Origin of the sequence: Rhizorhapis sp. (genome assembly GCF_035276005.1) — a bacterium.
In the GTDB taxonomy this organism is placed as follows: Bacteria; Pseudomonadota; Alphaproteobacteria; order Sphingomonadales; family Sphingomonadaceae; genus Rhizorhapis.
The window spans coordinates 1-23,057 of sequence record NZ_DATEMB010000032.1 but is presented as its reverse complement, the minus strand read 5'-3'; the positions used below and the strand labels follow the sequence as shown (position 1 = coordinate 23,057).

Genomic DNA, 23,057 nt, shown 5'->3' with positions numbered 1-23,057 from the left:
GCCCCCGTTGAATGGGGATAATCTTCCTCCGCTCGGGCTGAGCTTGTCGAAGCCCAGCCCCTTTCTTCAAGAGAGAAATCGCCCAAGGCAAATGGGTCCCCGCCTCCCGGCATATGCTGATTTGGTTACTTCTTCCCAAGTCTTACCGGAATGAAGGCAGGCTGTGCCCGTCCGCGCTGGACCTGGAGCAGGACAGCGCTGCGCCCTGCCTGCTGCGCTTCCCGCACTGCCGCGGCGAGTGCGGCCTCGCTCGCCACAGGGCTGTTATTCGCGGTCAACAATATGTCGCCCCGGCGCAGTCCCTTGCTGGCCGCGTCCGAAGCAGGATCAACAGCGGTGATGACGACGCCCTTCAGCGCTCCATCCACGCCCAACTGCCGGGCAATGGCCGGGGTCACCGGCGTCACTGCAACGCCCAGGGCCTGCTGCGTGGCCTGTTGGCTGCTCTGCTGATCCTGGTCCGAGAAATCCTCCTTCGGCTCTGCGCCAAAGCCCGCCAGTTCCTCTTCGGCCGGACGTTCACCCACAACAGCGGTGACCGTCATGCGCCGCCCGTCACGGATCAACTCGACCGGGACCCTTGTTCCCGGCGCCAGATTGGCGACGATGAAGGAGAGAGTATTGTCCGGCGTCACGTCCTCGCCATTGACCTTGACCACAACGTCGCCGGCCTTGATGCCGGCCTTCGCGGCTGCTTCACCGGGAACGACCTGGCCGATGAACTCGCCGCGATTCTTCGGAAGGCCCAGGGACTCCGCCAGATCCTCCGACATCGGCCCGATGCCGACGCCGAGGTAACCGCGACGAACCGCCCCCCCCTTCTTCAGCGTCTCGATGATCGGGAGGGCCGTTTCCGAGGGAATGGCGAAACCGATACCGACATTGCCGCCAGTCGGCGAAAGGATCTGCGAGTTGATGCCGATCACATTGCCGTTGAGGTCGAACATCGGACCGCCGGAATTGCCCTGATTGATCGAGGCGTCGGTCTGAATGAATCGGTCATAGGCGCCGCCCTGGCCAGTGTTGCGGTGCAACGCCGACACAATGCCTGCGGTCACCGTGCTGCCAAGCCCGAAGGGGTTGCCGATGGCAATTACCCAGTCACCAACGCGCGTGCGGGTGCTGTCGCCGAATTTCACGAAGGGAAGGCCCCGCGCATTGATCTTCAGCACGGCAAGATCCGACGCCACGTCGCGGCCGATCAGCTTTGCTTCATATTCCTTGCGGTCCGGCAGGATCACCGTGATCGAATCGACCACAGCACTGGCGTTTCCGCCAGAAACCACATGAGCATTGGTAACCACATAGCCGTCCGGCGAGATAATGAAGCCGGAACCCAGCGACTGAGCTTCGCGCGTCTGCGGCTGTCCGCCTTGCGGGCCGAAGAGATTGCCGAAGGGGGTTCCCGCAAAGGGATTCTGAACCTGCACGCGCTGGCGTGTGGAGATATTGACGACCGCCGGCTGCAGACGCTCAACCATGGCCGAAAAGCTCATGGGCGCGCCGCGCGGCGCGGCTGCCTGCATCGCGGGACCTTCATTCTGAGCGGTCTGTGCGCCGAGCGGATCGTGCGACGTCACGGCAATTGCCGTACCGCCTAGAAGAAGAGCTGCAGTAATGGCGTAAGCATAACGCACGGTAAGATTTCCTCTCAATTTGGTGGCGACCAGCACGCCCCGCCTATGCTGCTGATCGCATTAACCTACATTGAATAAGCCCTGTTACGATAGTTTAACGACCGCGGAATTCCTTCAGATAGGCATTGTCCGGCGACAGGATGACCGACGAGTCCCCCTTCGCGTTGGGGGAGAAGGTCATGCGGTAGCTCTGCATTGCCCGATAGAAGTCATAGAAGGAAGGATCCTTTCCGAAACTGTCGGCATAAATGCGCGCGGCGGCGGCATCAGCCTCTGCCCGGATGATCTGTGCCTGTTTCGCGCCCTGCGCCCTGATGGTGAGCGCTTCCTGCTCCCGCGCGGTCCGCATCCGCTGGAAAGCGCTTTGCAGCGGCGTGCCGTCAGGCAGGTCAGCCCGCTTGATCCGCACATCGACGATTTCGGCGCCATATTGGCGGGCAACGCGGTTGAGGCCGCGCTTGATATTGCCCATCACCTGCCCCCGCTCAGGGCTGAGCAGCGCCGCAAATGGCCGCTTGCCAAGTTCATTGCGCAAGGCCGAACCCAGGATCGGCCGAAGTTCGTCGGACACCCGGCTTTCGCTGCCTGCCGTGATGTACATACGCAGCGGATTGACAATGCGGTAGCGCGCAAAGGCATCGACCTGCAGCCGCAACTGGTCCGTGGAGAGCACTTGCTGGCGCTCCATTTCGACACTCAATACGCGCTTGTCGATCCAGACGAGCTGCTCGGCAAAGGGTATCCGCGCATAAAGGCCAGCGCCAGTATGTCCGAAATCCTCATTCGGCTTGTAGCGGTTGACGATCCGGACCGGTTCGCCAAAGCGGACCACCACTGCTTGCTTGGTTTCCGGTACGATCGACAGCGTGCTGCCAATGAGAATGAGGAGGCCGATGGCAATGATCGCCAGGGCAATCGGGTTACGAACGACATTACCCATCACTGGCCATTCTCCATGCCCGAAGTGCCAGACTGCTGCGCCCGCTTCCGAATCTCCGGCAGCGGCAGATAGGGTGTGACATTCCCTGCCTCAACCACGGTCTTGTCGACATTCGCCAGCACTTCCTCCATGGTTTCATAATACATGCGCCGCCGGGTCACTTCGGGCGCCAGCTTATATTCCTCATAGACCTTGTCGAAGGCCGCCGCTTCGCCCTGAGCCTTGGCGGTAAGTTGCTGGGCATAGGCGCGCGCCTCGTTCATGTAGGTCTGCGCTGTCTGCTGCGCGGCCGAGACTTCCTTGAAGGCGTCGTTCACCGCTTCGGGCGGATCAGCCTGTTTGATGGCGACACCCTGCACCAATATGCCCGAACGATAGCCATCGAGCATCTCCTGCATCCGCTGCTGCACCCTCTGCTCGATCTCGGTGCGTCCAGCGCCGATCGTTTCATTAAGGGAGACAGTCGCAACCACTGACCGCATGGCGGATTCAGCTACTTCGCGGATGGTGTTGTCCGGATCGGCAAGCTGGAACTTGTAAAGCGCCGCGTCGCGAATATTCCAGCGGACCGAATAAGCCAGGTCGACAATATTCTGGTCGCCGGTCAGCACCAGCTTCTCGCCCGCGCCGCTCGGAATGTTGATGGTGCGGATTTCCTCCACATCGACGGTGGATACCGAATCGATTGGCGCCGGCAGGCTGAGATTGATGCCGGGCCGCATGGTTCCGGCATAGCTGCCCAGCCGCAGCAGCACGCCCCGCTCCTGCGGCCCAATGCGGTGCACGCAGGTAAGAGCGATCCAGATGATCACGAACAGGACCAGCAGGATCGGCCAAAGCTGCCTGGCGTCGGGACGCTGCGGCAAACCGCCGCCGAAACCTTCCCGCCCGCGCCGGAGCAGTTCGTCAAGGGCCGACGGCCCCCGTCCGCGAGGACGTCCGCCCGGAGGAGGCTGGCTCCATGGGTTGCGTGGCCCCTTGCCGCTGCCCGACCCGTCGCCGCTGTCGCTGGACCCGTCGCTTCCGCGCCCGCCCCAAGGCCCACCTTCACTCATTGCAGCGCCGATTTGCGCCATCCACCCGGAAATTTTCCTCATTTCCCCTGTATAGGAACACCCGCCATGGAAAAACAGTGCCTTTGCCACGATATTCGACTATGCGGCCGCCATGACCGAGTTGAGCGAGATCGAAAAACTGCTGGAGACAGCGGCCAAGGGCCGTGCCAGCGCTCCGCGCCTTAAAGATGGCGTGCTGAGCGTGGTCCTTGACGTAACCGGCCTTAGTCCCATGCAGCGGGAGGTGCTGGAGGCCGGTATCCGTGGCCAGATGAAGTCGCTTCAGGATATTCGCGACGTGCGCATCGCAATGACGGCTGAAAAAAAGGCCGTTCGCCTCATCGCCGTCGGCAGCGGAAAGGGCGGCGTTGGAAAGTCGACCGTGGCCGCCAATCTCGCCATCGCCCTCAAGCGGCTTGGCCAGAAAGTGGGTCTGGTCGATGCCGACATCTATGGGCCCTCCCAGCCGCGTCTCTTGAGCAGCGAAGGCGTAAAGCCCACGGCCGAGGACAACAAGCTGGTGCCCGTGCCCAATGCCTACGGCGTGCCGATGCTGTCCATGGGCCAGTTGGTCAAGCCCGGTCAGGCGATCGCCTGGCGTGGACCGATGGCCGGAAATGCGCTTGGCCAGTTGATCGACGCCCAATGGGGCGACATCGATCTGTTGATCGTCGACCTGCCCCCCGGGACCGGCGATGTCCAGCTTTCCATGATGCAGAAGCATAAGCCTGCGGGAGTCATCATCGTATCGACGCCGCAGGATCTGGCGCTGATCGACGCCACCCGGGCCGTGCATCTGTTCGAGCAGGCCGACATTCCGATGATCGGACTTATCGAGAATATGGCGGGCTATGCCTGCCCCCATTGCGGCGAAGTGTCCGATCCCTTCGGCACGGGCGGCGCGGAGGCAGCGGCCAAATCCATGGGCATGGCCTTCCTTGGCCGTATCCCGCTGGATATCGCTATCCGCCAAGCGTCCGACGCCGGGCAGCCCCCGGCCGCTTCGGACGGAGCCGAGGGAGTCCCATTCATGGCCATTGCGGAGAAACTCGCCCGCTGGGTGGAGAATAGCCGGCCAAGATAAGGGTGAATCAATTGCATCTCCGCCGGCCCTCCCCACATCTGGCCGGAAGGAGAAGCCCCATGCCCCTCACCCGTGACGAAGATATTGCGGAGTTGCTGCGCGAAACCCGCACCATTGCCATGATCGGCGCGTCGGATGATCCCATGCGCCCCAGCTATGGCGTCATGGCCTTCCTTCAGAAGCAGGGCTATCGCGTCCTGCCGGTCAATCCCACGATCGCTGGCGAACATGTGCATGGCGAATTCGTCTGGGCCAGCCTGGATCAGATTGGCGTCCCGATTGACATGGTCGATATCTTCCGCCGCAGCGACGCCGCTGGTGAGGCGGTGGACGCCGCCATCAAGGCAGGCGCAAAATCTGTCTGGATGCAGATCGGCGTCGTCAATGAGGAGGCCGCGAGGCACGCCGAAGCAGCGGGATTGAAGGTCGTGATGAACCATTGTCCGAAAATTGAAATTTCACGGCTCGGCATAGCGCGGGTGGAAGGATGAGCCCCGTCCCTCGCTGGAACTGAGTGGTAAAAGCCCAGAACCACTCAAAAATCCCTCCCGCCGGGCACTTCGCCCCTTCCGCCCTGTCTCTTCCCCCTCTATCACACCGGCATGACGCGCGTCAGGGCCAGTGAAGAGCAACCGGCGGGGCTTAGCCGCCGCCAGATATTGATTGGCGGTGGCGCCAGCGCCGGCCTTCTGGTCGCCTGGGCGCTTTGGCCCCGCAGCTATGCGCCTAATCTGAACGCCGCCGAAGGCGAGCAGGTGATGAACGGCTTCCTGAAGATCGGGCGCGACGGTCAGGTGGTGGTCGTGGTTCCTCAGGCCGAACTTGGTCAGGGCGTCTATACCCTGCTGCCCCAGATATTGGTGGATGAACTGGGGGCCGACTGGCGCACGGTCGCGGTGCAGCCAGCGCCGATCAATCCGATCTACGCCAATACGCTGCTCGCCGGGCAATGGCTGGGCGAGGAGATGCCGACGCTCATCGGCAAGGCAGGCGATTGGGCGGTGCGCCAATATGCGATCCGCAACAATATGATGCTGACCGGTGGTTCGACATCGGTCCGGATGTTCGCGGGCAGCTATCGCGAGGCCGGCGCAGCGGCACGCATTCTCCTCTGCAAGGCCGCAGCGGCCCGCTGGGACGTGGACTGGGAGGCTTGCGAGACGAAAGACGGCTTTGTCATATTGGGAGATCAGAGGCTTCGCTTTGGCGAACTGGCAGCGGAGGCGGCGGAGTATGACGTCCCCCAAGACCTGCCGCTTCGGCCGAAGTCCGAAGACGATCTGGTCGGCCGTGATCTCCCCCGCCTCGACGTTCCTTCAAAGATTGACGGTTCTGCCAATTACGCCGCAGACATCCGCCTGCCCGACATGGTCTATGCCTCCATTCGTCAGGGACCGATCGGCAATGTCCGCCTGAAATCCGTCAACGAGGCGGAGGCAAAAAAGGTCGCAGGCTTCCTGAAGATCATCCGGCATGAACGCTGGGTGGCGGTGACGGGCACCAACTGGTGGGCGGCCAACAAGGCGCTGGATCTGCTTGATCCCCTGTTCACGGTCGAAGGCAGGCTGATCGACAACAGCTTCATCAGCCAGTCGCTGGAGGCAGCCCTTGATGGCGCCCAAGGCGAACGCTTCGTGCACGAAGGGGACCTGGAAAGCATCTTCGCCGGAGCCCAGATCGCCGCGAGCGAATATCAGGTCGCCCCTGCGCTCCATCTGGCCATGGAACCCATGGCCGCGACGGCGCGGGTGCATGAAGGCGAGGCGGAACTTTGGCTGCCGTCGCAGGCACCGGCCTTTGCCCGTGCCGCGGTCGCTCGCGCGCTTGGTCTGGCTGAAAGTTCGGTCGTCATCTATCCCATGCTCGCAGGCGGTTCGTTCGGCCGCAAGATGGAGGCGGACGCAGCCGTTCAGGCGGCAATCATCGCACAGGAGATGAACCGTCCCGTGCAACTGCTCTGGTCCAGGGCCGAGGATATCATTCACGACCGTCCCCGCCCTCCGGCCCATGCGCGGCTGGAGGCCAAGCTCGGGCGCGGCGGATTCATTGAGGGTTGGTCGGCAAAGATCGCGGTCCCTTCGGCTCTGTCTGAACTCTGGAAGCGGGTGGCGGATGGCGTTCTGCCGCATGAGGCGCGGGAAAGCACTGGGGCGACGGCCGAACGCGCCGCCATATCGGGGCTGGTTCCGCCTTATCATATGGGTGCTCTCGCCATCGACCATTATCCGGTTGATGTGGGTCTCCCCTCCGGGCTCTGGCGCGGCAATGCGGACCATTATGCGGCTTTCTTCAACGAATGCTTCGTCGATGAGCTGGCGAAGATCGCGGGCATAGAGCCCATGTCCTTCCGCATGCAGATGCTGGGGGGCCATCCCCGCCTTGCCCATTGCCTTTCAACTGCGGCGGCGCTTGGCGGTTGGCAGGGGGGGATTGCGGGCAGCGGACAAGGCATTGCCTGCCACAGCATGGGCGGAAGCCACATCGCAGTCGTGGTGGAAGCCAACTTGAAGGGCAACAAGCTCAGCGTCGGCAGGATGGTGGCAGCCGTGGACTGCGGCACGCTGGTGAACCCCGACATTGCCCGCCAGCAGATCGAGGGCGGCCTCATCTTCGGCCTCGCCTCCGCCATGGGCGCCACCACGCCCTACCGGCGGGGAATGCCGCGGAAGATGAGGCTTGGCGATCTGAAGCTGCCGCTACTCGCCGACGTCGGCGACATCACGGTCGAGTTCATTCGCAGCAGGGAAGAAGCCGGGGGCGTTGGCGAGATCGGCGTGCCCGCGGTGGCACCGGCCATGGCCAACGCCTTGTTCACCATCACCGGCGAACGCTTTCGCACATTGCCGCTTCTGGGGGAAAGATAATTGCCATTACCCGATAAACACCCGTCGCTCCCCTCCCCCCGTACCGGACTGTTGCTCATCAATCTCGGCACGCCTGACGCCCCGGAACCAAAGGCGGTGAAACGCTATCTGAAGCAGTTCCTGTCGGACCCACGTGTGGTGGAGATCCCGCCCCTTCTCTGGCAACCGATCCTGCGCGGCATCATCCTTAACGTGCGGCCGAAAAAGTCAGCCCATGCCTATCGCCAGATCTGGACGGCGGAGGGATCGCCGCTAGCGGTGATCACCCGGACGCAGGCCGAGAGGCTGCAGCGGCACATGGGCGATGATATCCTTATCGATTGGGCGATGCGCTATGGCAATCCGTCGATCGAAAGCAGGCTTCGCGCCATGGCTGAAGCGGGATGCGACCGGATCCTGATCGCGCCGCTCTATCCCCAATATTGCGGCGCCACCACGGCAAGCGTGCAGGATGAGGTCTATCGCGTGCTGAGCCATATGCGCTGGCAACCCGCGATCCGCACGCTTCCACCCTATCATGACGACGCCGACTATATCGCGGCGTTGAAGTCGCTCATCGAAAGGCAATTGGCGGCCCTGGATTTCACCCCAGACCTGCTCCTCGCCAGCTTCCATGGCATGCCGCAGCGGACACTGGAACTGGGTGACCCCTATCATTGCCATTGCCGCAAGACCGCCCGCTTGCTGGGGGAAGCATTGGGCAGGGAAGTTGCCGTCAGCTTCCAGTCCCGCTTCGGCAGGGCCAAATGGCTGGAGCCAGCAACCGATGCGGCATTGACCGAAATGGCGAAATCGGGGGTACGTCATATCGCCGTAACAACACCCGGCTTTAGCGCTGATTGCATCGAGACGCTGGAAGAAATTGCCCTTAGGGCACGGGAGATTTTTTTGAGCCAAGGTGGCCAAAAATTCGCTTTCCTCCCCTGTCTAAACGCAGAGGACGAAGCTATCGTCATGTATGGCAAGATTCTGGGTCGCGAACTGTCCGGTTGGCGGCCGCTCCGATAAAGCGGCCGAAGTTTTAAGGCGAAGGAGAACCCACCATGACCCGAGTAGCAGTAGTAACCGGCGGCACCCGCGGTATCGGCGAAGCGATCAGCCTGGCGCTCAGGGACATGGGTGTGACGGTGGCGGCGAACTATGCGGGAAATGTGGAGAAAGCGACGGCCTTTACCGAACGAACCGGCATCAGGAGTTACAGATGGGATGTGGGGGATTTCGGCGCCTGCCGGGATGGATGCGCGCAGATTGCCGATGAACTTGGCCCGATTGACATCCTGATCAACAATGCAGGCGTCACCCGTGACGGCATTCTTCTCAAGATGAGCTTTGAAGACTGGAATGAAGTGATCCGCATAAACCTCGGGGGCTGCTTCAACATGGCGAAGGCCTGCTTCCCCGGCATGCGGGAACGCGGCTGGGGCCGGATCGTGAATATCGGCTCAGTCAATGGCCAGGCGGGTCAATATGGGCAGGTCAACTATGCCGCCGCCAAATCCGGCATCCATGGCTTCACAAAGGCTCTGGCACAGGAGGGCGCGAAAAACGGCGTCACCGTAAACGCCATCGCGCCAGGTTATATCGACACTGAAATGGTGGCAGCCGTGCCGGAACCCGTGCTTGAAAAGATCGTCGCCAAAATTCCCGTGGGCCGCCTTGGCCATGCGGAAGAAATCGCTCGGGGCGTAGCGTTCCTCTGCGCCGAAGATGCTGCATTCATCACTGGTTCGACGCTGTCGATCAACGGCGGACAGCATATGTATTAAGGGTCCGGCGACCCGCTCGGGCCCGCTTGCTGATCCAGTCGAGGTCTCACTTTCTGCAAAGACAAGTGCGGCTTTTCGGCAAGATCAGACCAAGCGGGTTTGAGCTGGCACCGGAAAGATCGCGCTCTGACGGCGACGACGAGCCGGATCACCTCTAAGCGGCTTCCCATAGCGCTTCGGCCCGCCTACATAGGCTCGCGGATTTCAATGCCGGACGGGAGCGGCCATGCAGCATAGCGATGTCATCATTTTGGGCGGCGGCTTGGCCGGGATGACATTGGCACTGGCGCTTGACGCCCATGGCATCGGCTGCGCGGTGGTCGATCCCGCTGATCCCGAGAAAACCACTGCACCCGATTTCGACGGCCGCGTTTCCGCCATTTCAAGTTCCAGTTACCGTTTGCTTCAGGCGGTCGGCCTTGAGCCCCATCTGGCGGGGAAAGGCTGTCCCATTCGCAAGATCTGGGTCAGCGACGGCCTTTCGCCCGGAACGCTGGAATTCGAAACATCGGAAAATGACGATCCGCTAGGCATCATGTTCGAAAATCGCGAACTGCGCCTTGCCCTGCGAGCCGCTTCAGGGGCCGCGAAGCATTTGACACTTCACATCCCGTCAAAAGCAGCAAGGGTGGAGCGGGACCTGAGCGGGGTGGAAGTAACGCTGGATAACGGTGCGGTTCTTTCCGCGCCTCTGCTTGTCGCTGCCGAAGGGCGGCATTCCCCCACGCGTGAGGCCGCCCATATCAAAGCGGCCCGCTGGGATTATGATGAAGTGGCGATCATCACCGCCATTCACCATCAGGAACCGCACGAGAATACGGCCTTCGAAATCTTTCAGGCGGACGGTCCCCTCGCCCTCCTGCCTATGCTGCCCGGAACCCGGTCCGCTATTGTCTGGACAGTGCCTAAGAAACACGCCGCCGCGATGCTGGCGCTCAACGAACGCGCCTTCCTCGCAGAGATGCACAAGCGCATGGGCGGCTTCCTTGGCAAAATCAGCCTTGCGGCGCCCCGCTCCAGCTTTCCGCTCGGCTTCCACCATAGCGCCCGCATCGTTGATACGCGGCTGGCGCTGGTCGGAGACGCCGGGCATGGCATTCATCCGGTGGCCGGACAAGGATTGAACCTTGGCTTCCGCGACGTGGCCGCCCTGACCGAAGTTCTGGTGGAGGGCATGCGCCTTGGCCTTGATCCGGGCGACGCGCAATTGCTGAAGCGCTATGACCGCTGGCGCAGCCTTGACAATCTGATGGTGTCGGGGGTCAGCGACAGCGTTATTCGCCTGTTCGGCCTGCCGGGCGGGGCCGCGTCGGCGGTACGGCGGCTGGGCATGGGCATTATCGGCGGGCTTCCCCCGCTCAAAAACCGCTTCATGAGCGAGGCGCGCGGTGAATCGGGCGATGTGCCGAAACTGCTGCAGGGATTAACGATCTGAAATCCTGTCAGGCCGGTTGGCCAGGCTGAGCCGGCCCGCCCTCGTCCAGGCGCCGTGCCTCTTCGACAAGCATCACGGGCACACCGTCGCGAATCGGAAAGGCAAGTCCTGCCTGTTCGGAAATCAGTTCCTGCGCCTCCTCATCATAGCGCAGGGGGCCGCGCGTGACAGGACAAACCAATATCTTCAGCAATTCAGGGTCGGGCTTGCTCATTGCAAGGTCGCCCGATCATCGCCGTCATGGCGTCCGAAGAACTGCAGGAGCTGAATGATAAGCTCGGACCGCGCATTAAGGCTGTCAGCCTCCAGCAGCGCCTGCTTCGCCGCCGCATCAAAGGGCGCGATCTGCGCAATCCCGTTGATCAGCGCCTCGTCATCGAGCCGTGAAACGGCATTCCAGTCGACGGCATAGCCCTGAAGCTCCGCAAACCGCTTGGCCTCCTGCTCCAGGGCCGCGCGCTCTACGCCCGCCAGCGCATCGTCCGATGCGCCTTCATCCTCCAGTTCCGCTTCGATCTGGCGGAAGGGCGTCGTCACGTTCAGTTCCTTCAACACCCGGAACCGGGCAATTCCTTCCAGAACGATATTGAATCGGCCGTCCTCCAGCGCTTCGACATCCGCGATCCGGCCGAGGCAGCCAATGTCGAAAAGTGGCGGCGAAAGACCAAGGCCGCGCGGCTGAATCATTCCGATCCGGCGGTCGCGGGCCATCGCATCGCTGACCAGGGCGCGATAGCGCGGCTCGAATATGTGCAATGGCAAATGCATCCGGGGAAACAGCAGCGCGCCCGCCAAGGGGAAAATGGATATGCGCTGGACGGTCATGCGACGGGTTTCACTCAGCCAAAGAGAATGGCCGATAGGCGCCGCCGCTGGGCCGAAACCCAGGGATCTTCAAGGCCGACAACCTCAAACAGCTTCAGCAATTGAGAGCGCGCCGCGCCATCATTCCAGTCGCGCTCCCGCCGTATGATCTCCAGCAGCGCATCGGCCGCGCCGTCATTGTCGCCCTGTGCCATCAGGCCGCCCGCCAGTTCGAACCGTGCCGCATGGTCATCCGGATTGGCGGACAAGCGCTGCTGAAGTTCTGCGAGATTGTCGACGGGCTGGGCGGCCTTCGCCAAGTCGAGCGCCGAGCGAACACGAGCAATGGCGGCGTTCTTTTTCAGATCCTCGGGCAGTTCCCCATAGATCACCTCCGCCTCACCCGCCTCTCCCATGGCGATGAGCGCCCGCAATTGCCCTGCCTGCGCGTCGGCATTACCGGGCGCCATGTCTATGATCTGGGTAAAGATGCTGAGCGCCCGCTGTGCATCGCCGCTCGCCAGCACCTCTTCTCCCATGGCAAGCAACGGCGCGATCTGCTCGGTAAGGCTCTTTTCCGGGGTCTGAATAGGAAGCTGGGACAATAGCTGGTCCAGCATCTTGCGATACTGTGCCTCTGTGCGCGCCTGGGTCAGGTCAGCCACCGGCTGCCCCTGGAACAGCGCATAGACGGTCGGGATGGATTGCACGCGGAACTGGCTGGCGATGAAGCGGTTCTCATCCACATTGATCTTGACCAGCTTCACGCCCTTGGGCGCATATTCAGCCGCGATCTTTTCAATGACAGGCGTCAGCTGTTTGCAGGGGCCGCACCATTCCGCCCAGAAATCGACAATGACAAGCTGGGTCATGGAGGGCTCCACAACGTCCCGCCGGAAAGCCTCCACCGCCGTCTTCTCAGCCTCGCTCAATCCCAGCGTCGCCAATGATCGTCTCCTGCTATCCCCAGTGTGAATAGCACATAATGTGGGGCTATGCGCCGGTTACGCAACCGTCAGGAGAAATTGTTTGGGGAATGAACAAAAGGGACTTGCCCAGTCCCCAAACCGATGCTAGTTGCCGCGCCTCACCTGCCAGTGGACACACCCCACTGGCCGCCGAGCGGGCGTAGCTCAGGGGTAGAGCACAACCTTGCCAAGGTTGGGGTCGAGGGTTCGAATCCCTTCGCCCGCTCCAGTTTTCCTAAATATATCAATGTATTCTGACGCCGCGGCATCAGCGTCCACGGTGCGCTTCGGCTAGTGGCGTCCACCGGGCGTCCACCAAACAGGGTATTTCTGGCGCACAAATAGTATTTTTCGGCGGGAGGAAGTCTCCTCCCTGGTCGAAGCCGCAATGCGTCTTCTCCTTACCCACCTCTGCGGGGACACCCCGCAACACCCCGAGAATCGGAGCGGGGCTGATGACGCGCTCTGTCCCGCAGCCCTCGCGGCCTGCTCCTGAGGGAGCGATGCCTAATGAAGAAGGCCCCGCGCGCACTCTGCCTCCGGCGGCTAGGTGTGCATGTGCAGGCTCGGAAAGCCGACAGGCCCGCCTTTCTGCCTGCACGGGCAAGGTAGCGACCACCGCCTCCCGTCAGGGTGCGGTTTCTTGCCTTGGCAATCTCTCGGGCCGCTCGCGCGACGTTAGCATGAGCAGGTGAGAGTGAGAGGTTGGCGGGCTTCGCCGTGACGGGATGAAGGTCGAGAGAGAGGCTCCCGGCCGCCCGTCATGGAGATTTTCCCATGAACATGCAGGTTCTCGATGCGCGCCGTGACTTCAGCGGCGGCTACAAGGTCGATGTGTCCCGCGGCTCCCATAATGGCCGCGTGTCATCGGAATGGTTCTCGCGGCCCGATGATGAGCGTTTCTTGTCACTCAATGATCTCGCTCGCTCTTTGCGTGGCCGGTCGGAGCGCAGCCGCACCCGCGTCGTCGAAAGCGCGCTGATCCACGTCGAGGCAAACCGCAACGATCCCGAGCGCCTCGCGCTAATTCTGCCGGGCGCGGATGCGCCGGTCACGCCGACCCACTGGAGCTTCGGCCAGCTCGCAAGCCAGGTCGGCGCGCCCGCCGCCTACCTCCGCCAGCTGCCTGCGCCGCTGGCGGCGATCAACCTGCAATACGGCCTGACCTCGAACCGGACTGAGCAGATCAAGACGCTCGAAACCGACAACGGCAGGCTCGAACTGCGCGCCGTCACTGGCCCTGATTATGGCCGCATCTACGACCATGAACTTGTCGAGGCCGTGCAGAAGATCGCTGGCAACGGCACCGGCGACACCCGCTGGAAGGTGCCCGGCGTGCTCGACTGGTCAACCGGCACCTACAATCCCCTCGTCGATATCACCCGCGACACGACCACGCTCTATGCCTCGGACCGGGATGTCTTCCTGTTCCTGGTCGATGATCTCAACCCGATCGAAGCAGGGCGCCTGCCCGACGGATCGCCTGATCTTTTCTTCCGCGGGTTCTACTGCTGGAACTCGGAAGTCGGGGCCAAGACTCTGGGCATGGCGAACTTCTACCTGCGCGCCGTCTGCCAGAACCGGAACCTCTGGGGCGTCGAAGACTTCGAGGAAATCTCCATCCGGCACAGCAAATATGCCGCGAACCGCTTCGCCCACGAAGCCGCACCGGCGCTGGAGGGCTTCGCCAATTCTTCGCCGCTGCCCTTCGTCAACGGCATTAAAGCCGCGCGCGAGCAGATCGTTGCACGCACCGACGAGGATCGCAGCGATTTCCTGCGGGCGCGAGGGTTCTCAAAGGCCGAGACTGGCAAGATCATCCAAACCGTGCTGGCCGAGGAAGGCCGTCCGCCGGAGTCGATCTTCGACTTCGTGCAGGGGATCACCGCGCTGGCGCGCGACAAGGCCCACCAGGATGCCCGCCTCGACATGGAGGGCAAGGCGAAGAAGTTGCTCGACCGGGTTCACTGAGTCCTGCTCTTCCCGGTGTTTCTCCAGCGCGGCGCTGCTCTCTCCAGAGTGAAAGGGCGGCGCTTCGCTTCGTGACGGGTCGAGGTCCGGGAGAGAGGCTCCCGGCGGCCCGTCATGGAGAATTGCCATGACCAAGTCTGTTCCCAAGCTGGTGCTCAGTTCCTCGCGCGACATCCCGTTCTCGCAGCTGGTGCTGAGCCAGAAGAACGTGCGGCGCGTGAAGGCGGGCCTCTCGATCGAGGACCTTGCCGATGACATTTATCGCCGCACCCTGCTCCAGAGCCTCAACGTCCGCGCCATGCTCGACGATGATGGCAAGGAGACCGGTCTGTTCGAGGTGCCGGCCGGTGGTCGCCGCTTCCGCGCGCTCGAGCTTCTGGTGAAGTCGAAGCGCATGGCCAAGGACCAGCCCGTCCCTTGCGTAGTGCGCGAGGGCGGCATCGCCGAAGAAGACTCGCTCGCCGAGAACGTCATGCGCGAAGGGCTCCACCCGCTCGACCAGTTCCGCGCCTTCAACGCGCTCGTCGAGGCGGGCCTCAGCGAGGAGGACATCGCGGCGCGGTTCTTCGTCTCGGTCTCGACCGTGCGCCAGCGCCTGCGCCTTGCTTCAGTCGCGCCCAGCCTGCTCGACGTCTACGGCGAGGACGGCATGTCGCTCGAACAGCTCATGGCCTTCTCGGTCACCGACAACCATGCCCGCCAGGAGCAGGTCTGGGAACAGGTCAACCAGGGTCAGCACGTTCCGGCCTACCACATCCGCCGTCTGTTGACCGAACAAGCCATTGCGGCGAGCGACCGGCGCGTGCGCTTCATCGGCATCGAGGCCTACACCGAGGCGGGCGGCTATGTGATGCGAGACCTGTTCTCGAGCGAGGAGGCTGGCTGGCTGCAGGATCCGGCGCTGGTCGAACTGCTGGTGAACGAAAAGCTCAACGAAGCAGCGCAGGAAATCGGTGCCGAAGGCTGGAAATGGGTCGAGGCCGCGATTGACCTGCCTTACGGCTGCGAGCGCGGCAAGCGCCGGATCACCGGCACGACGGTTCCGCTGACCGACGAGGAACAGGCCCGACTCGATGCCCTGGTCGAGGAATACGACGCGATCGGCGAGGAGTACCGCGATGGCTGCGACCTGCCCGACGAGGTCGATGCCCGGCTGACCGAGATCGACGCCGAGCTGACGCCGCTCACCTCTCGCCCGGTGGTCTATGAGCCCGATGAGTTAGCGCGGGCAGGCGTGTTCGTCTCACTGGCGCACGACGGGCGGCTACGGATCGACCGCGGCTATGTCCGGCCCGGCGACGAGCCTGTTGTCGAGGACGAAGGTGCGGCGGTCGATGCTGAAGCTGGCCAACAGGCCACCGGCCCGGCGATCAGCGTTGGCGGTCAGGTCCAGGATGAGCACCAGGGCGACGATGAGGACGATGCCATCCGTCCGCTGCCTGATCGGCTTGTCTCCGAGCTGACGGCCGTGCGCACGGTGGCGCTGCGCAATGCGCTTGCGCAGGATGCGGGGGCGGCATTCATTGCCGTTCTCCACGCACTCACCCTGTCGGTGTTCCGCTCGCACGGCACCCATGGCTGCGTGCAGATCGGCGTGACCCAGGCCTGGCTCGACAATGTCGCTCCGAACCTGCGCGAGACGCCATGGAGCCTGGCGATCCAGGAACGGCACGAGCAGTGGGCGGCGCGCCTGCCCGACGAACCCGCTGCGCTTTGGGATGCGCTGACCGCGCTGGCCCATGACGAGCAGATGGCGCTGCTCGCCCATTGCGTCTCGCTCGGCGTCAACGCGCTGTTCGAACCGGTCAAGGGCTACGGCGGTCAAATTTCGGCGCACGGCGTTGCCTGCCGGATCGCTGCGGCTGATGCCCTGGCGTCGGTCGTCGGCCTCGACATGGCCGGCGCAGGCTGGACGCCGACGGTCAACAACTATCTTAGCCGCGTGACCAAGCCCCGCATCATCGAAGCCGTGCGCGAAGCCAAGGGCGATGCAACCGCCGTGCTGATCGAGCATCTCAAGAAGGGCGACATGGCGCGCGAGGCCGAACGGCTGCTTGAAGGCACGGGCTGGCTACCCGAACCGTTGCGGCAACCGGTTATCGAAGCTGCCGAGCAGGCAGCATCCGACACTGACCTGCCCGACTTCCTCAATGATGAGGATGGCGAATTCGATCCGATGGCGATCGCCGCCGAATGAACCGGTGCGCGGGGCGGCACTGGTCGCCCCGCGTGCCTTCCCCCCAAACTTTCAAAGGAGCCATGCCATGGCTGACTATTTCACGCCCACAGTGGTCGATCCCGTGATTCCGCTTTCGGCGATGTTCCCGATCGAGCGGATGTTTCTTGCTCAGGTCTTCAACGAGGAGCTCGTCGGCGAGGCCGCGTATTATTTCAGCGAAGAAGGCGCGAGTGATCTGATCTCATTGCCAGCAGCTGAAGTCCGCTCCGCCCTCGATGCGGCCACCCCCGAAACCAGCCGCCTGGCGCAGAAGCTGATCGATGAGCAGCCCAACGCCATCCTGGGAGAGGATGATATCGAACTCGACATGGCCGGTGACCTCTGGCCCGACGTGCTGCAGGACATCGTGCGCCGCTCGCCCGACCTTCAGGAACTGACGGTCACCATGGCCTTCACCTGCTCGAAGATGCGCCCCGATGGCTTTGGCGGTCTCGCCATGCTGATCACCGCCAGCGCGATCCGCTCGGAATCGACCCACACACTGTTCGACCGATTCTACAAGGAAGCTGCGGTCAACGGGGAGATCTGTCATGGCGATTCCTGACTATGCCCGCACCAATTTCAACACTCTGCTCAGGGCTGCCAAGGACGGCAACCTGGCGCTGATGGAATGCACCGAGGTCGGCAGCGGCGAGACCCGCTATGTCCTGTGCGCCGTTGGCCGCGATGATGGTGATTACGTGATGACGCCGTTCGGTCATCTCGCGCCCGGCAACCCTTACGACGCCTATATCCCGCCCGCCTGAGCGCGCGCAGGCCTCTCAACACTTCCAATCCAAGGATCAAATCCATGACCAACTCGCCTTTGGCGGGTGCTTCCACGCGCCCGCTTGCTTCCGCTCGTCCGGACCAGGCTGCCCACTCCATCATCGAAGCCGCTCAGGACCTGCTCGGCCACCTTGCCGCAGGTCGCCGGATGGATGCGCCCGCCATCCGCACCGCCATGCAATCGGCCTTTGGTGCCAGCGATTCCAGCGGGGCCTGGGACTGGAAGACCGCCTACGAAGCGCTCGAAATCGCCCAGTTGCTGTTCCTGCGCCGCTATGGCCCTGCCATCCACGCCAAGACCGCTGATCCGTTCGAACGGCTGAAGCTTGTCGAACGGATTTCTCGCCTTACGCCCACCCAGACCCGGCGCAGCGAGGACATGGTGCAATACCAGCAGTTCTCGGCGCCGCTTGGCCTCGCCTGGGTCGCAGGGTTCGCCGCGAAATTTCAACCGGGCGAATTGGTACTGGAACCGTCGGCGGGCACCGGGTTGCTGGCGGTACAGGCCGAACTTGCCGGCGCAGGCCTGGCGCTCAACGAGGTTGCCGACACGCGGCTTGAACTGCTGCGGCATCTGTTCGAGCGCGCAAGCGTGTCCGGGCACGATGCGGCGCAGATCCACGATCGGCTCGATGAGGGCGTGGTGCCGACGTGCATCGTCATGAACCCGCCGTTCTCGGCCTCGCTCGGCGTCGAGACCCGCGTCGCCGATGCCGCATTCCGCCACATCGTCTCGGCGCTGGCCCGACTTGCCGTAGGCGGGCGGCTCGTCGCGATCACGGGGAGCCATTGTACGCCGGATCATGCGGCCTGGCGCGACAGCTTCGTGAGGTTGCAGGAAAAGGCGCAAGTTGTGTTCACCGCGCCGATCGCAGGCAGCATCTACGCGAGCCACGGCACGACTTTCGAGACCCGGCTGACGGTGATCGACAAGGTGCCTGCGGACGATCCCGGCGTCTTTCCGCCATCGCACGTGACGGCCGCCGATCTGCCAAGCCTGCTGCGAATGCTGGTCGATGCGCTGCCAACGCGGGCACCGGTTGCGGTCCTGCCTGCGATCCCATCGCCGGGAAAGATCGCTAGAACTAGCCGCCGAGCCGCCGCTCCTACACCTCGCCTTGTTGCCGTGCCGCCGGTTGAAGCCGCCGGAGTCGTGCTCAACTATGACACTGTCGATTGGGCTGCGACCAGTGGCGGCCGCCTGACCGACGCGCTCTACGAGCCTTATGTGCTGCAATCGATCCGGATCGCGGGCGCACAACCGCATCCGACCCGCCTCGTCCAGTCGGCTGCGATGGCCTCGGTCGCGCCGCCCATGCCCAGCTACCAGCCGCATCTGCCCTTAGGGCTAGTCGAAAAGGGGCTGCTTTCCGACGCCCAGCTGGAATCGGTGATCTACGCGGGCGAAGCCCATGCCGTGCACCTTGCCGGGAACTGGACGGTTGATGCCACGTTCGACAAGGTCGAGGCCGCACCCGACGACTGCGACAAGGCCGTCCGGTTCCGCAAAGGTTGGTTCCTCGGCGACGGCACCGGCGCGGGCAAGGGACGCCAGGTCGCAGGCGTACTGCTAGACAACTGGCTCAAGGGCCGTCGCCGTGCGGTCTGGATCTCGAAATCCGACAAGCTGCTCGAAGACGCCCAGCGCGACTGGCGCGCGCTCGGCCAGGAGCCGCTGCTGATCCAGCCGCTCGCCCGCTTTCGCCAGGGCACACCCATCCGGCTCGAGCAGGGCATCCTTTTTACGACCTATGCCACGCTACGCTCCGATGCGCGTGAGAACCGGGTTTCGCGGGTTCAGCAGATCGTCGATTGGCTGGGGTCCGACTTCGACGGGGCCATAATTTTCGACGAGAGCCATGCGATGCAGAATGCTGGTGGCGGCAAATCCGACCGGGGCGACAGCGCTCCCTCGCAGCAGGGACGCGCCGGGCTGCGCCTGCAGCACGCATTGCCTGATGCCCGCGTGCTGTACGTCTCCGCGACCGGGGCGACCACGGTCGAGAACCTCGCCTATGCACAGCGGCTTGGCCTGTGGGGCGGCGCGGATTTCCCGTTCGACAAACGCACCGATTTCGTCGCGGCCATCGAGGCGGGCGGCGTCGCGGCGATGGAAGTGCTGGCCCGCGATCTCAAGGCGCTCGGGCTCTATGCCGCGCGGTCGCTATCTTACGAAGGCGTCGAATACGAGCTGGTCGAGCACAAACTCACCCCTGACCAGGTGCGGATTTACGACGCCTATGCCGGAGCCTTCCAGGTCATACACAACAACCTCGACGCGGCGCTTGAAGCTTCGGGCGTGACCAGCAGCAGCGAGGGCACCTTGAACCGCCAGGCCAAGTCGGCGGCACGGTCGGCCTTCGAATCCGCCAAGCAGCGCTTCTTCAACCACCTCATCACTGCGATGAAAACGCCGACCCTGATCCGGGCGATCGAGCAGGGGATTGCCGATGGCCACGCCGCCGTGGTGCAGATCGTCTCGACCGGAGAAGCCCTGCTCTCCCGCCGCCTAGCCGAGATCGATCCAGGCGAATGGAACGACATTTCCTGCGATGTAACTCCTCGCGAATATGTCCTGGACTATTTGGTGCACAGCTTCCCGACCCAGCTTCACGAGACCTACACCGATGGCGACGGCAATCTCGCCTCGCGTCCTGCCTATGACGATGCCGGGAACGTGATAGAGTGCCGGGAAGCCATAGAACGGCGTGACTGCCTGGCCGAGAAACTGGCAGCGATGGAGCCGGTGCAAGGCGCGCTCGACCAGATCGTCCAGCGGTTCGGCACCGATATGGTCGCCGAGGTGACCGGGCGTTCGCGGCGCATTGTCCGCAAGGTCGATGCGGACGGGGAGCGGTTCGTGGTCGAGAACCGTCCCGCCCACGCCAATCTCGCCGAAGCGCAGGCGTTCATGGAAGACAGGAAGCCTATCCTCGTGTTCTCCGACGCCGGGGGCACCGGGCGCAGCTACCATGCCGATCTCGGCGCCCGGAACCAGCGGCTGCGCCACCACTACTTGCTCGAAGCGGGCTGGAAGGCCGATACCGCGATCCAGGGGCTTGGTCGAACTAACCGCACCAACCAGGCGCAGCCCCCGCTGTTCCGTCCGGTCGCCACCGACGTTCAGGCGGAAAAGCGCTTCCTCTCGACCATCGCGCGGCGGCTCGACACGCTGGGCGCGATCACCCGCGGCCAACGCCAGACCGGCGGCCAGGGGCTGTTCCGCCCTGAGGACAATCTCGAAAGCCCCTATGCCCATGCAGCGCTGCGGCAGTTCTACCTGCTGATCTACGCGGGCAAGGTCGAGCATTGCTCGCTGGCCACCTTCGAGGCCATGACCGGGCTGACGCTGACCGATGGTAGCGGCTGTATCAGGGACGAGCTGCCGCCGATCACGACCTTTCTCAACCGACTGCTGGCGCTCACGATTTCGATGCAGAACGTGCTGTTCACGGTTTTCGAACAGTTGCTCAGCGCCAAGGTCGAGAGTGCGATTGCGTCGGGAAGCTACGATGTCGGGCTGGAAACGCTGGTCGCCGACAGCTTCTCCGTCACCGGCAGCGAACCGATCTACGTCCACCCGGCCACCGGTGCCGAAACCCGGCTGCTCACCATTGCCATGCGCGAGCGCAACCAGCCGCTGGCGCTCGACAAGGCGCTCGACCTGCTATGCGAGCCGGGCGCGCGGCTGCTGGTCAACTCCCGCTCGAAACGCGCTGCCGTGCAGCTTCCAGCGCGAAGCGTCATGCTCGACGATGGCGAGGTTGAACGGCGGGTACGGCTGATCCGGCCGATGGAGCGGCTAAACTTCGCGGCTCACCATTTGCCCGAGACAGCCTGGGAAGAGGTCGACGAACGGACCTTCTCTTCGACCTGGCAGGCCGAGGTGGCGCAGGTGGAGGAGTTCACGCAAAGCGAACTGCACATTGTCACCGGGCTGCTGCTGCCCATCTGGAAGCGGCTGCCGGAGGAATCGACCCGCGTTTACCGGCTCCAGACCGACGATGGCATGAGCATTGTCGGGCGCAGGGTCTCACCTGCATGGGCAGCGAGCGCCACGGCTAAGACTACCGCGCCCGAACTATCCCCGCCGCAAGCGCTGGCCTTGCTGCGCGAGGGGCATACGGTGCTCGACCTCGCCGACGGCCTGCAACTGCGCCGCTCGCGGTTGATGCAGGTGAACCGCATCGAACTGACCGGGTTTGCTCCGACGGCTGTGGACCGACTGAAGGCGATGGGTCTGTTCTCGGAGATTATCAGCTGGAAGCTGCGCCTGTTCGTCCCCGACGATACCATTGCCGGGTGCCAGATTCTCGAGCGCTTGTTCGAACGCAATCCGCTAGCCCGCATCCTTGATCGCAAGGCTGCGTGACATGGGACAGCTTTCCACGCGCGCAGCGGATCTGTCGGAACGGCTCGCCCAGAACGCGCAGGCCGTTTGCCGCCATTACCTCCCTGCAGGACGCCGCGAGGGACGCTACTGGATGGTTGGCGATGTTGCCGGTACGCCCGGACGCAGCCTCTACGTCCGCCTCTTCGAAAACGAACGCGGTACGATCGGCAACTGGGTCGATGCGGCGACCGGTGAACATGGCGACCTCATCGACCTTATCCGGCTGAACCAGCGCCACGGGCGGCTTGCCGAGACCATCGACGAAGCCGAACGCTTCCTGTCGCTGCCGCCATCGGCTGACGACGACGAGCGGAGGCTCTCGCCCGGTCCACCAGCACGCGCAGGGTCGCCAACCGCCGCAAGGAGACTGTTCGCAGCTTCCAAGCCGATTGTCGGCACGTTGGCGGCGACCTACCTGCAATCGCGTGGCATCACGCATCTTGTCGACCTGCCAGCGCTGCGATTCCACCCCCGCTGCTACTATCGGCCCAACGACTACGATGTGCCCGGTACGCCTGTTGCATTTGCGGCTTTGATTGCTTCGGTCACCGATCACGAAGGCACCCAGACCGGCACCCATCGCACCTGGCTCGATCCATCCGGCAGCATGAAAGCCGCAGTCGCATCGCCGCGCCGTGCAATGGGCAATATCCTTGGGCATGCAATCCGGTTCGGGAAGGCGCAGGATGTCATCGCCGCAAGCGAAGGCATCGAGACCATGCTCTCCTTACGCGAAGTCCTGCCGACCTTGCCACTCGCCGCCGCCACCTCCTCGTCGCACCTCGCCGCCATCCTGTTCCCGCCAATGCTTCGCCGCCTATACGTCGCTCGCGATCGCGATGCGGCCGGGGACGCAGCGCTCTCAATCCTGACCGAGCGGGCATTGGCAGCTGGGATCGAACTACTCTCGCTCATGCCTGAGCTGGGCGACTTCAACGACGACTTGCGCCTGCATGGGCCATCGGTTCTGGGCGAGCGGGTCGTCGATCAATTGCACGAGACCGACCGGGCGCGATTTCAACGTCGCTGAGCCGGGCCGAGACGGGATCAGGATGATGGTCCCCGGCATGGGCAGTTCCGCGAAGCCATGCCGGACCCACCCGGCCTTCTTTAGGGGCGATCCGGGAGGACCG

Annotated in this window: 18 protein-coding genes and 1 tRNA gene; 13 read left to right on the top strand and 6 right to left on the bottom strand. The window is 63.4% G+C overall.

Annotation, left to right across the window (positions count from 1 at the left end; translation table 11 throughout):
• Nucleotides 1-125: 125 nt before the first annotated feature.
• The 3 genes from VJS46_RS07545 to hflK all read right to left on the bottom strand — a co-directional run bounded on the left by VJS46_RS07545 (nt 126) and on the right by hflK (nt 3,674).
• Complete coding sequence (locus VJS46_RS07545) at nt 126-1,637, bottom strand: Do family serine endopeptidase (protein WP_324059155.1); 1,512 nt, start codon at nt 1,635-1,637, stop codon at nt 126-128.
• A 94-nt stretch (nt 1,638-1,731) separates the two neighbouring features.
• On the bottom strand, nt 1,732-2,577 hold the full coding sequence (locus tag VJS46_RS07540) for a protease modulator HflC (RefSeq protein ID WP_324059153.1): 846 nt from the start codon (nt 2,575-2,577) through the stop codon (nt 1,732-1,734).
• A complete protein-coding gene (gene hflK, locus VJS46_RS07535; protein ID WP_324059151.1) occupies nt 2,577-3,674 on the bottom strand; it encodes an FtsH protease activity modulator HflK in 1,098 nt (365 codons plus the stop codon). The genes VJS46_RS07540 and hflK overlap by 1 nt, the downstream gene beginning before the upstream one ends.
• 70 nt (nt 3,675-3,744) lie before the next feature.
• Between hflK and VJS46_RS07530 the strand changes: the two genes are divergently transcribed.
• The 6 genes from VJS46_RS07530 (at nt 3,745) to VJS46_RS07505 (ending at nt 10,781) form a co-directional block, all read left to right on the top strand.
• Nucleotides 3,745-4,716, top strand: a complete 972-nt coding sequence (locus VJS46_RS07530; protein WP_324059149.1) for an Mrp/NBP35 family ATP-binding protein — start codon at nt 3,745-3,747, stop codon at nt 4,714-4,716.
• 59 nt (nt 4,717-4,775) lie between these two features.
• Nucleotides 4,776-5,207 (top strand): CoA-binding protein, encoded by a 432-nt coding sequence (locus VJS46_RS07525; protein ID WP_324059148.1) that lies wholly within the window; start codon nt 4,776-4,778, stop codon nt 5,205-5,207.
• A 111-nt stretch (nt 5,208-5,318) separates the two neighbouring features.
• A complete protein-coding gene (locus VJS46_RS07520; protein ID WP_324059146.1) occupies nt 5,319-7,580 on the top strand; it encodes a xanthine dehydrogenase family protein molybdopterin-binding subunit in 2,262 nt (753 codons plus the stop codon).
• Nucleotides 7,581-8,588 carry a ferrochelatase gene (gene hemH / locus VJS46_RS07515; RefSeq protein ID WP_324059145.1) on the top strand — a complete coding sequence of 336 codons (1,008 nt, stop codon included), beginning with the start codon at nt 7,581-7,583 and terminating at the stop codon, nt 8,586-8,588.
• 35 nt (nt 8,589-8,623) lie between these two features.
• A complete protein-coding gene (gene phbB / locus VJS46_RS07510; RefSeq protein ID WP_324059143.1) occupies nt 8,624-9,346 on the top strand; it encodes an acetoacetyl-CoA reductase in 723 nt (240 codons plus the stop codon).
• A gap of 226 nt (nt 9,347-9,572) precedes the next feature.
• Entirely contained in the window at nt 9,573-10,781 is a 1,209-nt protein-coding gene (locus tag VJS46_RS07505; protein ID WP_324059141.1) for a UbiH/UbiF/VisC/COQ6 family ubiquinone biosynthesis hydroxylase, read from the top strand.
• Nucleotides 10,782-10,788: 7 nt separating this feature from the next.
• Here VJS46_RS07505 and VJS46_RS07500 read toward each other — a convergent pair whose 3' ends face one another.
• Genes VJS46_RS07500 through VJS46_RS07490 form a run of 3 tightly spaced genes read right to left on the bottom strand, consistent with a single transcriptional unit; the run spans nt 10,789 to nt 12,532 of the window.
• Nucleotides 10,789-10,995, bottom strand: coding sequence for a Trm112 family protein (locus tag VJS46_RS07500; protein ID WP_324059139.1), 207 nt, complete (start codon nt 10,993-10,995; stop codon nt 10,789-10,791).
• A complete protein-coding gene (locus tag VJS46_RS07495) occupies nt 10,992-11,606 on the bottom strand; it encodes an LON peptidase substrate-binding domain-containing protein (protein WP_324059137.1) in 615 nt (204 codons plus the stop codon). Before VJS46_RS07495 ends, VJS46_RS07500 begins: the two co-directional genes overlap by 4 nt.
• 14 nt (nt 11,607-11,620) lie before the next feature.
• Nucleotides 11,621-12,532 (bottom strand): tetratricopeptide repeat protein, encoded by a 912-nt coding sequence (locus VJS46_RS07490; protein WP_324059135.1) that lies wholly within the window; start codon nt 12,530-12,532, stop codon nt 11,621-11,623.
• A 175-nt stretch (nt 12,533-12,707) separates the two neighbouring features.
• Here VJS46_RS07490 and VJS46_RS07485 point away from each other — a divergent pair.
• From VJS46_RS07485 to VJS46_RS07455, 7 genes are all read left to right on the top strand, one after another.
• Nucleotides 12,708-12,782, top strand: a tRNA-Gly gene (locus VJS46_RS07485).
• Nucleotides 12,783-13,330: 548 nt separating this feature from the next.
• The gene (locus VJS46_RS07480; RefSeq protein ID WP_324059133.1) at nt 13,331-14,524 is read left to right on the top strand and encodes a DUF932 domain-containing protein; all 1,194 of its coding nucleotides are present in this window, start codon (nt 13,331-13,333) and stop codon (nt 14,522-14,524) included.
• A 127-nt stretch (nt 14,525-14,651) separates the two neighbouring features.
• The gene (locus tag VJS46_RS07475) at nt 14,652-16,721 is read left to right on the top strand and encodes a ParB/RepB/Spo0J family partition protein (protein WP_324059131.1); all 2,070 of its coding nucleotides are present in this window, start codon (nt 14,652-14,654) and stop codon (nt 16,719-16,721) included.
• 67 nt (nt 16,722-16,788) lie between these two features.
• Nucleotides 16,789-17,307, top strand: coding sequence for a hypothetical protein (locus VJS46_RS07470; protein ID WP_324059129.1), 519 nt, complete (start codon nt 16,789-16,791; stop codon nt 17,305-17,307).
• Nucleotides 17,294-17,509: a DUF6117 family protein gene (locus VJS46_RS07465; RefSeq protein WP_066966578.1), complete on the top strand. Its 216-nt coding sequence runs from the start codon at nt 17,294-17,296 to the stop codon at nt 17,507-17,509. Before VJS46_RS07470 ends, VJS46_RS07465 begins: the two co-directional genes overlap by 14 nt.
• Nucleotides 17,510-17,553: 44 nt before the next feature.
• Nucleotides 17,554-21,903 (top strand): strawberry notch family protein, encoded by a 4,350-nt coding sequence (locus VJS46_RS07460; RefSeq protein WP_324059127.1) that lies wholly within the window; start codon nt 17,554-17,556, stop codon nt 21,901-21,903.
• A 1-nt stretch (nt 21,904) separates the two neighbouring features.
• Nucleotides 21,905-22,954, top strand: coding sequence for a DUF7146 domain-containing protein (locus VJS46_RS07455; protein WP_324059125.1), 1,050 nt, complete (start codon nt 21,905-21,907; stop codon nt 22,952-22,954).
• Nucleotides 22,955-23,057 lie beyond the last annotated feature (103 nt).

Bases quoted from the DNA above. Each gene is read 5' to 3' on its own strand.
- VJS46_RS07540 (WP_324059153.1), bottom strand. From the start codon at position 2,577: ATGGGTAATGTCGTTCGTAACCCGATTGCCCTGGCGATCATTGCCATC.
- hflK (WP_324059151.1), bottom strand. From the start codon at position 3,674: ATGAGGAAAATTTCCGGGTGGATGGCGCAAATCGGCGCTGCAATGAGT.
- VJS46_RS07530 (WP_324059149.1), top strand. From the start codon at position 3,745: ATGACCGAGTTGAGCGAGATCGAAAAACTGCTGGAGACAGCGGCCAAG.
- VJS46_RS07525 (WP_324059148.1), top strand. From the start codon at position 4,776: ATGCCCCTCACCCGTGACGAAGATATTGCGGAGTTGCTGCGCGAAACC.
- VJS46_RS07520 (WP_324059146.1), top strand. From the start codon at position 5,319: ATGACGCGCGTCAGGGCCAGTGAAGAGCAACCGGCGGGGCTTAGCCGC.
- phbB (WP_324059143.1), top strand. From the start codon at position 8,624: ATGACCCGAGTAGCAGTAGTAACCGGCGGCACCCGCGGTATCGGCGAA.
- VJS46_RS07505 (WP_324059141.1), top strand. From the start codon at position 9,573: ATGCAGCATAGCGATGTCATCATTTTGGGCGGCGGCTTGGCCGGGATG.
- VJS46_RS07500 (WP_324059139.1), bottom strand. From the start codon at position 10,995: ATGAGCAAGCCCGACCCTGAATTGCTGAAGATATTGGTTTGTCCTGTC.
- VJS46_RS07495 (WP_324059137.1), bottom strand. From the start codon at position 11,606: ATGACCGTCCAGCGCATATCCATTTTCCCCTTGGCGGGCGCGCTGCTG.
- VJS46_RS07480 (WP_324059133.1), top strand. From the start codon at position 13,331: ATGAACATGCAGGTTCTCGATGCGCGCCGTGACTTCAGCGGCGGCTAC.
- VJS46_RS07475 (WP_324059131.1), top strand. From the start codon at position 14,652: ATGACCAAGTCTGTTCCCAAGCTGGTGCTCAGTTCCTCGCGCGACATC.
- VJS46_RS07470 (WP_324059129.1), top strand. From the start codon at position 16,789: ATGGCTGACTATTTCACGCCCACAGTGGTCGATCCCGTGATTCCGCTT.
- VJS46_RS07465 (WP_066966578.1), top strand. From the start codon at position 17,294: ATGGCGATTCCTGACTATGCCCGCACCAATTTCAACACTCTGCTCAGG.
- VJS46_RS07460 (WP_324059127.1), top strand. From the start codon at position 17,554: ATGACCAACTCGCCTTTGGCGGGTGCTTCCACGCGCCCGCTTGCTTCC.
- VJS46_RS07455 (WP_324059125.1), top strand. From the start codon at position 21,905: ATGGGACAGCTTTCCACGCGCGCAGCGGATCTGTCGGAACGGCTCGCC.